General features: G+C 58.7%; 15 protein-coding genes. 5 read left to right on the top strand and 10 right to left on the bottom strand.

Features of this window, described 5'->3' with window-relative positions; genetic code table 11:
- The first annotated feature begins 3 nt into the window (after positions 1-3).
- The gene (locus tag BMY36_RS14755; RefSeq protein ID WP_050519002.1) at positions 4-1086 is read left to right on the top strand and encodes an ABC transporter ATP-binding protein; all 1083 of its coding nucleotides are present in this window, start codon (positions 4-6) and stop codon (positions 1084-1086) included.
- Positions 1087-1249: 163 nt separating this feature from the next.
- Here the strand turns inward: BMY36_RS14755 and BMY36_RS14760 are convergent, their stop codons facing one another.
- Genes BMY36_RS14760 through BMY36_RS14780 form a run of 5 tightly spaced genes read right to left on the bottom strand, consistent with a single transcriptional unit; the run spans position 1250 to position 5516 of the window.
- Positions 1250-1867: a TetR/AcrR family transcriptional regulator gene (locus BMY36_RS14760; protein ID WP_050519003.1), complete on the bottom strand. Its 618-nt coding sequence runs from the start codon at positions 1865-1867 to the stop codon at positions 1250-1252.
- Positions 1860-2729 carry a polyphosphate kinase 2 gene (gene ppk2, locus BMY36_RS14765; protein WP_050518994.1) on the bottom strand — a complete coding sequence of 290 codons (870 nt, stop codon included), beginning with the start codon at positions 2727-2729 and terminating at the stop codon, positions 1860-1862. Before ppk2 ends, BMY36_RS14760 begins: the two co-directional genes overlap by 8 nt.
- Before the next feature lie 58 nt (positions 2730-2787).
- Positions 2788-3732: an alpha/beta fold hydrolase gene (locus BMY36_RS14770; RefSeq protein ID WP_231579677.1), complete on the bottom strand. Its 945-nt coding sequence runs from the start codon at positions 3730-3732 to the stop codon at positions 2788-2790.
- Positions 3722-4639: a homoserine O-acetyltransferase MetA gene (gene metA, locus BMY36_RS14775; protein WP_050518996.1), complete on the bottom strand. Its 918-nt coding sequence runs from the start codon at positions 4637-4639 to the stop codon at positions 3722-3724. Before metA ends, BMY36_RS14770 begins: the two co-directional genes overlap by 11 nt.
- Before the next feature lies 1 nt (position 4640).
- Positions 4641-5516: a hypothetical protein gene (locus BMY36_RS14780; RefSeq protein ID WP_050519004.1), complete on the bottom strand. Its 876-nt coding sequence runs from the start codon at positions 5514-5516 to the stop codon at positions 4641-4643.
- A 113-nt stretch (positions 5517-5629) separates the two neighbouring features.
- Between BMY36_RS14780 and BMY36_RS14785 the strand changes: the two genes are divergently transcribed.
- The gene (locus BMY36_RS14785; RefSeq protein WP_050518997.1) at positions 5630-6199 is read left to right on the top strand and encodes an NYN domain-containing protein; all 570 of its coding nucleotides are present in this window, start codon (positions 5630-5632) and stop codon (positions 6197-6199) included.
- A gap of 54 nt (positions 6200-6253) precedes the next feature.
- Here the strand turns inward: BMY36_RS14785 and BMY36_RS14790 are convergent, their stop codons facing one another.
- The 5 genes from BMY36_RS14790 to BMY36_RS14810 all read right to left on the bottom strand — a co-directional run bounded on the left by BMY36_RS14790 (position 6254) and on the right by BMY36_RS14810 (position 10694).
- Positions 6254-7348 carry an OmpP1/FadL family transporter gene (locus BMY36_RS14790; RefSeq protein ID WP_050519005.1) on the bottom strand — a complete coding sequence of 365 codons (1095 nt, stop codon included), beginning with the start codon at positions 7346-7348 and terminating at the stop codon, positions 6254-6256.
- 114 nt (positions 7349-7462) lie between these two features.
- Positions 7463-8356 carry a DMT family transporter gene (locus BMY36_RS14795; protein ID WP_050519006.1) on the bottom strand — a complete coding sequence of 298 codons (894 nt, stop codon included), beginning with the start codon at positions 8354-8356 and terminating at the stop codon, positions 7463-7465.
- Positions 8357-8432: 76 nt separating this feature from the next.
- The gene (locus tag BMY36_RS14800; protein ID WP_050518998.1) at positions 8433-9416 is read right to left on the bottom strand and encodes a methyltetrahydrofolate cobalamin methyltransferase; all 984 of its coding nucleotides are present in this window, start codon (positions 9414-9416) and stop codon (positions 8433-8435) included.
- A 15-nt stretch (positions 9417-9431) separates the two neighbouring features.
- Positions 9432-10349 carry a methylenetetrahydrofolate reductase gene (locus BMY36_RS14805; RefSeq protein ID WP_050519007.1) on the bottom strand — a complete coding sequence of 306 codons (918 nt, stop codon included), beginning with the start codon at positions 10347-10349 and terminating at the stop codon, positions 9432-9434.
- A gap of 48 nt (positions 10350-10397) precedes the next feature.
- Positions 10398-10694, bottom strand: a complete 297-nt coding sequence (locus BMY36_RS14810) for a virulence factor (protein ID WP_050518999.1) — start codon at positions 10692-10694, stop codon at positions 10398-10400.
- A gap of 246 nt (positions 10695-10940) precedes the next feature.
- Between BMY36_RS14810 and BMY36_RS14815 the strand changes: the two genes are divergently transcribed.
- From BMY36_RS14815 to BMY36_RS14825, 3 genes are all read left to right on the top strand, one after another.
- Positions 10941-12080, top strand: a complete 1140-nt coding sequence (locus BMY36_RS14815) for a Ppx/GppA phosphatase family protein (RefSeq protein ID WP_082224783.1) — start codon at positions 10941-10943, stop codon at positions 12078-12080.
- Between the two features lie 12 nt (positions 12081-12092).
- Entirely contained in the window at positions 12093-12827 is a 735-nt protein-coding gene (locus BMY36_RS14820; protein WP_050519000.1) for an RlmE family RNA methyltransferase, read from the top strand.
- Positions 12828-13222: 395 nt separating this feature from the next.
- A complete protein-coding gene (locus tag BMY36_RS14825; protein WP_050519001.1) occupies positions 13223-13717 on the top strand; it encodes a hypothetical protein in 495 nt (164 codons plus the stop codon).
- Positions 13718-13788: the final 71 nt, after the last annotated feature.

Below are 13788 nucleotides of genomic sequence, written 5' to 3' on the forward strand. Positions count from 1 at the left end.
ACCATGATCGCGTTTCAGGACGTGCATAAATATTACGGCGACTATCATGCTTTGCGGGGCATCACGGCGACGATCCGCGCCGGGGAATTCTTTTCGCTGCTGGGGCCGTCGGGCTGCGGTAAGACCACGCTTTTGCGCACGATTGCGGGGTTTGAGGGGATATCGTCCGGCGCTGTGATGATTGATGAGCGCAATATGGCGGGGGTGCCTGCCAACCAGCGGCCCACGAATATGGTGTTCCAATCCTATGCGATTTTCCCGCATTTGACGGTTGGGGAAAATGTGGGTTTTGGTCTGCGCCGGGCGGGCCTGTCCAAGCCGGAACTGGCGACCCGTGTGGGTGAGGCGTTGGAGATGGTGGGCCTGAAAGGGTATGGCGACCGGGCAGCCCATGCGCTGTCTGGGGGGCAGCGGCAGCGGGTGGCGCTGGCCCGTGCGTTGATTTTGAAACCCAAGGTTTTGTTGCTGGATGAGCCGTTGTCGGCGCTGGACAAAAAGATGCGCGAGCAGATGCAGGTCGAATTGATCCGGTTGCAGCGGCAGGTGGGCATCACGTTCATTTTGGTCACGCATGATCAGGAAGAAGCGTTGGTGATGTCGGACCGGATTGCTGTGATGTTTGAAGGGGAAATCACGCAGCTGGCGGACCCCGAAACGCTGTATCGGCGGCCAAACAGCCGGAAAGTTGCGAATTTTATTGGCACGATGAATTTCCTGCCTGCGATGATTTTGGCCGAAGGGGCGGGCAAAATTGAAGTGGAGGCGAAAGGGTTTGGCAAGCTGACGCTGGACGCCGAGCAAGCGCCGGGCGGTGGGCAAGCCTCGGCTGAGGGGGCGGCGATTGGGTTTCGGCCGGAAACGCTGACGATTTTGTTTGACGGGCAAACGGCCAGCGATCGTGAGACGATGGCGGTGATTGAGGAGGTCGTTTATTTCGGGGATATGACCTATTATGACGTGAAATTGGACGGCTGTGACGCGCCGGTTCGGATTTCGATGCGCAACGTTTTTGGCCGTCCGGTGCTGGATATTGGAACGCGGACGCGGGTGGCGTGGTCGCCGGGGGCGTTGGTGTTGTTCCGCTGAAAAATCGCGCGCGATGCGCGATGTAAGGCATTGATTTTGCTGTTGATTGGTTTTTTTATTAACTGAATTTTAAGGGGTTCGCACCTGGGGATCGCGCTTTTTGCCGCGGGCGGATAGGTATTTGGACCAAGCCGAAACGGGGGTGCTAATGGCGGTGGGGAGCTTAGCGGTCGGGGGGCAGAAGGCCCAGACCGCGCAGGTAGATACCGATGCCCGATTCCAAAAGCGCGTCGGGCGGATAGGGGCTTTTGGCCCCCGGGGCACCGCGCGCGAAAAGTTCGACCACGCCGTGGCTGAGCGCCCAGATATGCGCCGAAACCATTGAGGCGGGGGGGCGTTTTTCGGGGGGGAGTTGGTCCAGCACCTTGACGGCGGCCTTTTCCAGAACTGCGCGGGCCTTGGCTGCCACGGCGGCAAGGTCGGGGTGGGCGTTCAGCGCAAGGCCGCTTTCAAACATTGCTTGGTAATGGCCGGGGTATTTGCGCGCGAAAGCAAGGTAGGCGCGGCCTGTCGCCTCAAACGCTGCCAAGGCGCTGGGTTTGCCATCATTATAGGCAAATTCCATCAGGGCGGCGAAAATTTCATACCCTTGGCGGGCACCTTCGGCGATCAGGTCGTCGCGGCCGGCGAAATGGCGGTAAACGGCGGCGGGGGTGACGCCCGCCTCCTTTGCCGCTTCGGACAGGGTGAAGCCTTGGGGGCCTTTTTCGGTGATCAGGTCCAGCGCGCCTTCAACCAAGGCTTGGCGTAAGTTGCCGTGATGATAGCCTTTTTTAGACATCAAGCATAGCGGGGCCACCGCAAATGGCGGGGTCGGGTTGGCCGATTTTGGCGGTGTCTTTGCCTGCGTAATCGACCGCGAGCAGCAGGGTTTGGATGGCGGCGATGCGGGCGCGTTTTTTATCATCGGACCGGATGACGGTCCATGGCGCGTGATCTGTGTGGGTGCGGGCCAGAGTTTCGGTGATGGCGGTGGAATATTCATCCCATTTTTTCAGGCCTTCGACATCAATCCAACTGAGTTTCCACTGTTTCAACGGGTCGGTTTCGCGGGCGAGGAAGCGGCGGAGTTGTTCGGCCTGACCGACATTGAGCCAAAGTTTGACCAGCACAATTCCTTCGTTCACCAGCATTTTTTCAAAACTGGGGAGTTGGGTGAAAAAATGTTCGCGCTGATCGGGGGTACAAAAGCCGAATACATGTTCGACCACGCCGCGATTGTACCAAGAACGATCGAACATGACCATTTCACCCGCCGCTGGCAACCAGTCGATGTAGCGTTGAAAATACCATTGCGTCGCCTCGCGGTCGCTTGGTTTGGACAGGGCGACGACGGAGGCCACGCGGGGGTTCAGGTTTTCGCGGGTGGCCGAAATGGTGCCGCCTTTGCCAGCGGCGTCGCGCCCTTCATAGACCACGACAAGGCGTTTTCCGGTTTCTTTTAGGTCCGCCTGCATGCGCACCAATTGGCGTTGCAGGGTTTCCATCTGGGCGTCGTATTCTTTGCCCTTCATTTCACGTTTGTAAGGATAGGCGGGGGAGAGTATATCGTCCTTATTCGCCTTTTCCAGCGTTTTGCGGATGGATTTGGGGGCGTCGTTTTCAAGAAATTTAGTGATTTCGCCGACAAAGGGGAGGTCCATCTTGCACGCCTTTTGGATTTGTTTTTTGCAGTATGGCGGGTTGTGGGCTGGGGTGCAATCAGCGCTGTTTGGCGCGTTTGGCGGCGCGGTTGATGGCGGCGATGATGGCGTCGGGGTGGGTGTGATGCGGCATGTGGCCTGCGCCATCAAGGATTGTAAGGGTGGCGTTGGGCAGCAGTTTGGACAGCGGTTCGGCATGGATTTTCAAAGGCACTGTGGTATCGGCCCTGCCGTGGACAAGTTCGACGGGCAGCGTAAGGTCGGGGTAGATTTTTGACATTTCAATGACATAGGGCTTGAGGCTGTTGACCTGCCGGCCGTTTACCCGCAGCGCATCGCGCATCAGGGTGAGGCCGGTGCCAATGTAATCGGCGTAACCCGCAGGCGGCGATTGGGGGGCAAACACGGCGTTGACCGAAGCATCAATGCGCGATTGTGGGGCAAATGCGGTGATGAGGGGGATGATTGTGTGGCCGCCAAGCGTGGAGGAGGTGACTTTGTACCAAAGCCCGAGGTCGCCGGGGAAGGGCATGGTGGCGCCCGACACGATCACAAGGGCTGTGGGTTTGGCGCGCAAGGCCCAAGCCATGGCGACCGCCCCGCCGTAGGAGTGGCCGAGGACGATGGGGTGGGTTGCGCCAAGTTGGGTGGCGGCCGCGATGAGGAGATCGGCCTGGCCCAACGGGCTGGTATCGGTGTTTGGGGCGCTGTCGGACCAGCCCATGCCGGGGCGATCAAACGCGATGACGCGGTAGGTGGATTTGAGGCGGCGGGTGAGGTCAAAGGTGAAATCGCGGCTGCTGCCGGACGCGCCGTGGATAAGGACGAGGTCGGGGCCCGCCCCTTGGACATCGGCGTGGATGCGGGTGCCGTTGACGGTGACAAATTGGCCGGTTGGGGGGTATAGGGTCGCTGCCGCGTCCTCTCGGGCGGTGGCTTTGCGGTCCACGAGGGCGGCGCAACCGCCCAAGGCGAGGGCGGCGATAAGGAGGCTAGGTGCCAATTTGCGTGATATCATAAGGGGTTGACTGGTAAATCTCATTTATCCAGTTACCATATAGGAGATGGGCGTGGCTGCGCCAGCGGTTCAACGGCTTCATCGCGGGATTGTCATCGGGGTAATAGTTTGCGGGCAAGGTTACGGGGGTGCCCGCCGCCGTGTCGCGGTCATATTCCTGTTTCAGCGTGTCGCTGTCATATTCCAGATGGTTGATGATGTAGAGCGCGCGGTGGGCCGGGTCGCCGACAAGGCAGGGGCCGGTGTCATGGGAGGTGAGCAGCGTGGTGAGGCCGGGGGTTTGGTCGATATCGGTTTGGCGCATTTCGGTCCAGCGGCTGACGGGCATGATGAAATCATCGGAAAAGCCGCGCAGGAAGGGGGAGGTGGGGGTGAGGTTTTGGTGGCGAAAGCAGCCGAATGCCTTTTGGGGGAGGGCATGTTTGGGGGTCTTGTGGAAATGATAGGCCATCGCCATGCCGCCCCAGCAGACGCCAAAAGTGGATTGGACGTTGGTTTGGGTCCAGTCCATCACCTCGGTCAGTTCATCCCAATAGGTCACCTCTTCAAAGGGGAGGTGTTCGATGGGGGCGCCAGTGATGATGAGGCCGTCGAATTTTTCGTGTTTGGCGTCTTGGAAGGGGCGGTAGAACGCCTCCATATGTTCGGCGGCGGTGTTTTTAGTTTGGTGTTCGGACATGCGGATGAGCGAGAGGTCGATTTGCAAAGGCGTGGCCCCGATCAGGCGCGCAAACTGCGTTTCAGTTTGGATTTTCTTTGGCATCAGGTTGAGGAGGGCGATGCGCAGGGGGCGGATATCTTGGGTTTGGGCGCGGTTGGGCGAGATCACCATGACGCCTTCCTTGGACAAAACGTCGAAGGCGGGCAGGTCGGAGGGTAGGGTGATGGGCATATTAGCGGTCCGTGTTTTGGGATTGGCGGGCGAGGGCGGCGGCGATGAGGGTGTTGAAATCATGAGGGGATTTCACGGTATACACTTCATCCGCGGTGAGGGTGACGCCCCATTTGGCCATCGCGGCGTAGCGGGGTTGGCGGTGATCGAGTAAGCGGGCGTAGCCGTAGCGCAAGAAGGCGTCAGGGTTGACCTGGGATTCGGTCAGGGCGTTTTCGGTTAGGTAATCGGCCCAGATGGTCGCCAGAAATTCGGGCTGGTAATACATCGGTTTGGGTGCGCGATCAAAGCGTTTGATCAATGCGTCGCGGTGCGCGTCCGAGCCTGCAATCCAGACGAGGAGAAGGTTTTGCGATAGGGCGGTGAGGAGGGGGTCGGCGGGATCGGTGGGATCGACCACTTCACAAATTGAGCCGCCGCTGTCGCAGACGAAATGTTGATAGTTATAAAGATCGCTGGCGCGGTGAATGAAGCGCGCGGTGTCCATCAATGCGGCGGTTTCGGCAGCGCAGTGTTGGGATTGGCGCGCGCAATATTCGGCAAAGGGCACGCCACCGAGGGCAGGATCGCCCGGTTTGCCGAGGTAGGTGGAAAGCGGTGCGAGGTTTTCAAAAGTGATGTTGGAGGCGATGTAGACCGAATCCGTAAGGAGGAGTTCGCGCAGCAAAGGCACCTTCATCGCTTCGCGTTTGAAATTATCAGCGATGTATTCGCCCATGTAGCGGGTGCCGATGCGGTAATCTATGGAATAGTGGAACCACCCAGCATCGTCGCGCAACATATTGGAAAGATGTGTTTTTCCAAGGCCAGACATGCCGAACAACAGCACGCGCTTGGCGGGTGCGTTTTCCCACGTTTCGGGTGTTTTGTAGAGCATCAAAGCCTCCGCCAATTGCGATGGGGCTTGATAGCGCGGGCGGCGCGTAAGTTCACGCAAATTCGTGTGCGGCGGGGCTTGGCAGTTTTGCGCATGGGGCGTAGCGTGCGGGTATGAAGGTTCCCATGATCTTGTTTTTGCTGTCATTGTTGGGTGTGGCTGTGTTTTGGACCAGCCCGGATGCGATGTTGCTTGCGCTGGTGTCGGCGGTGGCCAGCGGTGTTTTGCTGCTGTTGGCGTGGCGCAATCCAAAAGCGCGGGCCAAACCGGACAGGCCGCGCGATTGGGTGGTGATTGACGGGTCCAACGTGATGTATTGGAAGGACGGCACGCCGCAGATTGCCACGGTGCAAGCGGTGGCGCGGGCCGTGGAGGCGGCGGGATTGACCCCTGCCGTAGTATTTGATGCCAACGCCGGGTATTTGTTGGAAGATCGGTATTTGCACGATCACGCCCTTGCCCAGCGGTTGGGGGTGGCAGAGGCGCGTGTGTTGGTGGTGCCCAAAGGGGTGCAGGCCGACCCTTATATCCTGAAAACCGCGCGAGAGGTTGGGGGGCGGGTGGTGAGCAATGACCGCTTTCGCGATTGGGCGGCTGATTACCCGGAGGTGGGGCTGGGTGGCCATGTGATTGCGGGCGGATACCGCGATGGGGCGGTGTGGTTGAATTTGCCCGCTGCGTAAGGCATGAAAAAGCCCCGCCAAACTGGGCGGGGCTTTGATAGGGAATGAGTGTGATCAGAAGGAGTAGGCGACCTTGATGCCAACGCCCACGGCCTTGTTGCCCGAAAAATCAGCCCGCTTGGCGGAGACATCGCGCAGCGCCCCGGTGTAGGGGGTCGCATCGCCTAGCTTGGTATAGTTGATACCCGTGGTGATTTTCATGTTGTCGCGGGTATAGATGCCCGCCAGCGTCATTCCCAAACGGCCTGTGGTTGGGGCGAGGGGGGACACGAGCGGATTGCCCTCTTTTTCATAGACCACGGATACGGCGCCGGACCAGTTTTCGTTGAATTTGCGGCCCACACCAAGCGTATAGGTTGTGGTGTCATCCAAATTCACAAGGCTGTTGCCGCGCAAAACGCTGGGTTGCAGTTTGAATTCCGACCAATCGGCCCAGCGGATTTGACCGAACATCAAAGTGCCTGCCGCCACGCCTGTTTGGAAATCAAGGTTGACCGATTGCGGGGATTTGGTGCCTGTGTCGGGGCTGCCAGCGGGCGCAAAATTTTGGGTGGTTTTCAAATTGTGCTTGATGCCGGAATTATAGGTCAATGCCACACGCAGCGCGATTTCGGGACGTTCATACGCGACGCCCGCGACGTAGCCGAGGCCCCAATCCTTGTCGAACTTTACGGAATAGCCGTTCAAGGAGCCATAGCCTGCGCCGCGCAGATCGACTGTCGCCTCAATCTGTTGGGCGCGCAGGCCGCCGTGGATGCTGAAGTTTTCGTTCAACTTGTAGCGTAGCAGGCCTGTGACGGCGACCGAGCTGGCATCCGCAGCGGTGCGGCCCAGAACGGGCGAGGTTGTGCCATAGGACACTTTTGCGCCGAATGGCTGGTCGATGATCAAAGCGAAGGCAGCTTTTTCATTGATGTCATATTTATAGGCCAAGCCGACTTGGCTGTAATCAATCGCGACATTGCCTGTGGGTTGGCGCGCGATATCATTGCCCGACACTGTTGGCATCACGCGGCCAAAGGAGAGTTCCACCACGCGGCCTTTTTCAAACAAAACGCCGATGTTTTGGCCCGAACGATCAATGCCGCCAGCATGTGCAGCTGTTGCGGTGAGCGCGATGGCGCCAAGTGTGGTGGTGATTTTTTTCATGATGTTCCTCCCAGAACCTGTGGCGGTGGCGCGCTTGCTGCGCCGATCCATCGCAACCGTTAGCAGGCCTTGGGATTGGGTCAATCTGTGACGCCGCGTCAGAACCTGATCGGGTTAGATTTGTTGCAGCGCGGCACGTTTTGCGGCCCCCGCGTTGGCGCGCAGGTTCAGGATGATCGCAGACAAGATCAGCGCGGCGCCAAGGATTACGGCGAGTTCAAGTTGTTCATCATAGAGCAGCCAACCTATAGCAAAGGCGAGGGGCAAGCGCAGGAAATCGACAGGAATGATAACGGAGGCGGGTGCCAGGGACAGGGCCGTGGTAAGGCAAAAATGCGCGGTCAGGCCCGCAAGCCCAATGAGGATAAGGAAGGGCAGCGTTTGCGTGGTGGGCAAGGTGATGTGGCCGTCATACCCGGCCATCACAAGGCCCATGATCAGTTGCATGCCCGTAAGCCAGAACATGATGGACACGATGGATTCCCGGCGGGTCAGCGCCTTGGTCGCGATGTTGGTGCCTGCAAAGCACAGTGCGGCGAGGGCGGCGGCGGCGATGCCGGGATCGAAGGCCGCGAAATCGGGGCGGGCAACGATAAGGGTGCCCGTAAGACCCAAGGCGGCGGCGACCAGTTTGGTGCGCGTCAGGGTTTCACCGAGGAAAATTGGGGCAAGCAGGATAACCCAGATGGGGGAGGTGAATTCGAGCGCGAACACTTGGCCCAAGGGGATGACTGCGAGGGCGTAGAACCACAGGTTTTGTCCGGTGAAATGCAGGGCGTTGCGAAAGATGTGGCGGGGCAGGCGGGTGGTTTGGATTTCATGGTGGCGCTTGAGGGCGAGGGACACGGCGCAGACAATCACAAACCCGATGAGGGAGCGGAAGGTCATGATTTCAAACGTGTCATGGGTGGCGGAAACCTCGCGCCCGGCCACGGCCATTGCGAGGAAAGCGACGATCGAACCGATCATCCAGAGGGAAGCTGCGAGGGGGCGATTTTGTTCTGGCATCAGGGACTTGTGCCGCGTTGGCGCGCGATTGTCCAGCGCGGTTTGGCCTGCCGTTTGGGGCGGCAGGCCGATTGCGTTATTCGGAGCGGCGACCACCGCGGCGGCCACCGCGACCGCCTGCAGCGCCGATGGAGGCAGAAGCCTCGGCAAAGGACATGCCGCCTTCAACCGCCTCAATCACTTTGGCGAAACGAATCCATTCGCCGCCGTTTGCGTCGTGGTTCATCAAGAAGTTGGCGGCGCGAATGGCCTCCATTTCCTGCAACCGCACGGGGTTCATGATTGCGGAGGTCATGCCTGCGCCAATCGCCATGGGCAGGAAAGCACCGTTGATGCCGTGGCGTTGGGGCAGACCGAAAGAGATGTTGGACGCGCCGCAGGTGGTGTTGACGCCCAATTCATCGCGCAGGCGGCGCACGAGGGTGAACACTTGCTGGCCCGCAGAGCCCATTGCGCCGACGGGCATCACCAAGGGGTCAACGACGATATCATGCGCGGGGATGCCGAAATCGGCAGCGCGTTCGACGATTTTCTTGGCCACGGCGAAGCGGACGTCGGGGTCCTCAGATATGCCGGTATCATCGTTGGAAATGGCGACTACGGGGACGTTGTATTTTTTCACCAGCGGCAGAACGAGTTCCAGGCGGTCCTCCTCTCCGGTCACGGAGTTTAGGAGGGGGCGGCCGATGGCGGCTTTGAGGCCAGCCTCGAGAGCGCCGGGGACGGAACTGTCGATGCAAAGGGGGGCGTCGGTGATCGCTTGGATGCGGGTGATGAGTTCGTGCATAAGGGGCGGTTCGACAAAGTTATTGTCGGCGTAGCGGGGATCCTTGGCCATCATATTTGTGAATACGGCGCCAGAATTGACGTCCAGCACCGTGGCCCCGCAAGCGACCTGTTCCAACGCGTCGCGCAGGACGGTTTCAAAATTGCCCGCCTCCAGTTCGGCGGCCAGTTTTTTGCGGCCTGTGGGGTTGATGCGTTCGCCGATCACACAGAAAGGTTCGTCAAAACCGATGATCACCGTTTTTGTTGCGGATTCAAGGACGGTACGGGTCATAGTTAAACTGCTTTCTTAAGAGTGTGAGGCCGGAGTGGCGGATTTCCCGCCGTTTTCAATCGCCCAAGTGGCGTTGGTTTTGATACCACCCAGCGGGAAGAAATGCACGGATTGGATGCCGAAATTCGGATGTTTGGCTTTGTGCGCGGCAAGGTCGCTGACAAATTCTGTCGGCTCATACGGCAGCAAAAGTTTGGTCACGTCCATCGCGCGTTTTTGCAAGACACGCAGGGAGGGGCCGACACCGCAAGCGATGGCGAATTTGATCAGGGTTTGCAGCTTGGCCGGGCCTGCGACGCCGATGTGGATAGGCAGATCAATCCCCTCAGTCGCCAAACGGTCGGCCCATTTGATAACGGGGCCGGATTCAAAACAAAACTGGGTGGCCAGCGCCATTTTGGCATCTGTCCGTTCGGAAAACGCCTGTTTCCATTTCAGTGCCTCCATCACCACGCGGTCGCCGCCGTCACGGTCGATGTCGCGGTTGCCTTCGGGGTGGCCCGCGATGTGAAGGTGGGTGAAGCCGTCAAACGCGCCGCTTTCCATCAGTTGCATGGAACTGTCGTAGTCGCCTGCGGGGGTGTTGACGCCACCGCCCAGCAGCAATGCTTGTTTCACATCCGCCTCCGCTTGATAGCGTGCGATCCAATCGGTCAGGGTTGCACGGTCTGCGATGATGCGGGCCGGAAAGTGGGGCATCACATCAAACCCTTGGGATTTCAGACGCTTGGCGGTTGATACCATTTCTTCAATCGGGGTGCCTTCGATATGGGCGATGTAGACGCGGGTGTGCTGGGGCAACAGATCGCGAAAGTTTTCGACCTTTTCGGCGGTGCGTGGCATCACCTCGATCGAATAGTTTTGCAAGAACGCCTCCACCGCGGGGGAGGTGGTGGGGGCCGTGGGTTCGCGTTTGAAGTTGAAAAGTGCCACGACATTCTCCCATATTTTGTTGTTCACGGTCTTGGCCCCCAAAGTTTGTTAGGCCCAGCCGTCATTGTCGATCAATTGTTTGATGCGGTCTTTGTCAAATTCCGCCTCTAGGCGCGCTGCCTCGGCGGTGGCGATGTCCATCGCTTCGCCGTCCATTGGGTAGGGCGTCGCTTTGCGCCATTCGGCAAGGTACAGATCAGCATCTTTGGCGCCGATTTTCATCGCGCAGCGGTCAATCGCCTGTTCAAACCGTTCTGGCAGCTGCACCTTGGAGCCGGAGCGCCCTTTTCCCACGATCACCTGCGCGGGAATATCGCGCCAATACACTATGGTTACGTCTGGCATCTGCGATTCCCCTTGAGCTGTCTTGTTTCTTTTACCGATTGGCGGGCCTGTGCGGTGACGTTTTTCGACACGAAAAGCGCTGTCCGCGACCTGTGTCGGGTTCTTAGCAGGGGCGCGGCGCGGGGGCGATGGGGGGATAGGCCCATAATCTTCATCTTTATTATGAGATGTGTTGGGGGGATGGACGCTTGCGTGAGGGGCAGCGCGCAGATACCATAGGGGCAACAGTGAATAGGAGGGCGCGACATGACGCCCGAGCGTCCCCGGGAGGAGGACGCGATCCCGGAGTATTACGACGTGGGTGACGTCGAGGATGCGCTGGTCGACCCGTCTGCCTCCCCCCTGTCTGGGTCAGGGCAGCTTTATGCTGCTCTGGACCTTGGCACCAACAGTTGCCGGATGCTAATTGCCCGCCCGCGCGGCAGTCAGTTTCAGGTGATCGATAGTTTTTCCAAGACGGTGCAGTTGGGCACCGGGCTTGAAGCGTCTGGGCGGTTGTCGCGTGGATCCATGATCCGCACGATTCAGGCGTTGCGTATTTGCCAGAAAAAGCTAGAAAAATACCGGGTCAAACGGATGCGGTTGGTCGCGACCGAAGCGTGCCGGCGGGCGAAAAATTCGCGCGATTTTCTGCGCCAAGTGCGCAAGGAAAGCGGCATCCAATTGGAGATTATTGGCCCGGAGGAAGAAGCGCGGCTGGCGGTGATTTCTTGCGCGCCTTTGGTCAATGTGACCACCGAGCAGTTGTTGATCGTGGATATTGGCGGCGGGTCGACCGAATTGGTGTGGATTGATCTGACCGGGGTGGAGCCTGCGGACCGGCCCCGCGCGATTATGCGACTGCATGCGGGGTTTTCGCCGGTGGGGGCGGGGCAAGCGCGGGTGGTGGATTGGATATCGGTCCCGTTGGGGGTGGCGACCCTGAAAGATCAGTTCAGCGATGTGGAAGATGACGCGGCGCGGTTCGCCTTGATGAGTTGGTTTTTTGAGGAAAACCTCGCGAGTTTTGCGCCGTATAATTTGGACAATGCCCGCGATGGGTTTCAAATTATCGGGACCAGTGGCACCGTGACAACCGTGGCTGCGTCGTTTTTGGGGTTGAAACGTTACGATCGGGCCAAGGTGGACGGGTTGCGCATGTCGTCGGATCAGATAGACACGGTCATTCGCGAATATCTGGCCTTGGGGCCGGAAGGGCGGCGGACGGACCCGCGGATTGGGCGCGACAGGCACAGCTTGATTATGTCAGGGGCGGCGATTTTGCAGGCCTTGATGCGGGTTTGGCCGACGGACCGTTTGTCGGTGGCCGACCGGGGCCTGCGCGAAGGATTGCTTTATGCCCAGATGAGCGCGGATGGCGTGCTGACCGATGGGCCTTATGAATAGTGGTATGAGACGATGACTGAGAAAAACACATCAGGCCGGGGCCAACGCGAATTGCGCGTGCGCGTGAAATCCGCCAAGGGGCGTAAGTTGTCGTCGACGTTGTGGCTGGAGCGGCAGTTGAACGACCCTTATGTGATCCGCGCGCGCAAAGAGGGGTTTCGCGGGCGTGCGGCCTATAAGATTGCCGAGTTGGATGAGAAATACGGGTTTTTGGTGCCTGGTGCGCGGGTCGTGGACTTGGGCTGTGCGCCCGGCGGCTGGTGCCAGATCGCGGTGGAACGGGTGAACGCGTTGGGGCAGAACCCGAAAAAGCCCGTGGGCACCGTGCTGGGTGTCGATTTGCAAGCGATTGAGCCGATTTCGGGCGCGCAGATTTACCAGCTGGATTTTCTGGCCGAGGAAGCGGATGCGCAGGTTAAGGAATGGCTGGGGGGCATGGCGGATGTTGTGATGTCGGATATGGCGGCGGCGGCATCGGGGCATAAGGGCACGGACCATTTGCGCATTATTGGACTGGTGGAGGCCGCGCTGGCCTTTGCGTTCGACACATTGGATGAGGGCGGCACGTTCGTGGCCAAGGTGCTGGCGGGCGGGGCGGAGTTGGAGATGCAAAACCTGTTGAAGCGCAACTTTAAAAAGGTGGCCAATGTGAAACCTAATGCAAGCCGGTCTGACAGTTCGGAAAAATTCGTGGTGGCGATGGGGTTTCGTGGGCGGGCGGCGATGGCGGCCGATAGCGAAAATTGACCCGTCTTTGGATATGAAAAAAGGCGACGGGTTAGGGCCCAGCCCCTACGGTAAATGTTGACGAACTGAAGAGCCGCCAGTAAATTAGTCGCTTTTTCCTTATTATTTCGTATTATTCTGGAGACGAGCAAGGCACAAACCTCTCGAAGAAATCTTCGACGCCAAAACGTCGTTTGCGCTTAGCCGTTGGCGGATTCTCCGTAAAATTCTGTAGAAACCCTTTCTGCTCCGGTTTCGGGGTTTACCCATTTCCATAAGACGCCCGTGAAGGCGGTGTTTAACCATATCAAGGCACAGTCACTGGATCTGGTATTGAGCGCAGCTATGGCTGCCCAGAATGCGGCACTTATCACAGCTTAAAATCCAATCGTGCTGTTGTGCAAGAGTATTCCCGGATGGCGGGGCTGCATTTTCGAAAGTATCATCAGGATGCCTGTCAGAAGGCGGGCTGCAGCAACAGCAACCTGTCGATCAGAATGGCGCTGTCGGCATATCGGTCCTTTGGCTTTACCGCCAAAGGAGATCCCCGACATCAATGCAAGGGATGCGGGTCAACCTTTTCGCTTGGATCCGCCACACGGCGTCACAAAAGGACGGATCAGACCGGCAGCATCCTGCTTAATCTGGTGAACAAGGTGCCGCTGAGCCGGATCTGCGAGATCAACGGGGTGACCTTCCCGCAGATTTACTCAAAGGTCGATTTCATCTACCGGCAATGCCTTGCGATGTCGGCGGCGCGCGAGGGTGACCTGGCGCGTTGTCTCGCCAGAAAGGATCAGTTCTTTGCTACGGATGCACAGACCATCCTCCTGAACTGGCCCGTAAGGGGCAGGCGGGGGACCGTTCCCCTACTGCACATGTCCACCGTGGGTAATCCCCCCCGAAAGTAAGGGGCTGCGGAAGTAGAATTTTCTCGGCAAGATAAACGAGGAGATTCAGATGAAGATGACAAGATACAGCG

The organism is Pseudorhodobacter antarcticus, assembly GCF_900110135.1.
Classification (GTDB): Bacteria; Pseudomonadota; Alphaproteobacteria; order Rhodobacterales; family Rhodobacteraceae; genus Pseudorhodobacter; species Pseudorhodobacter antarcticus.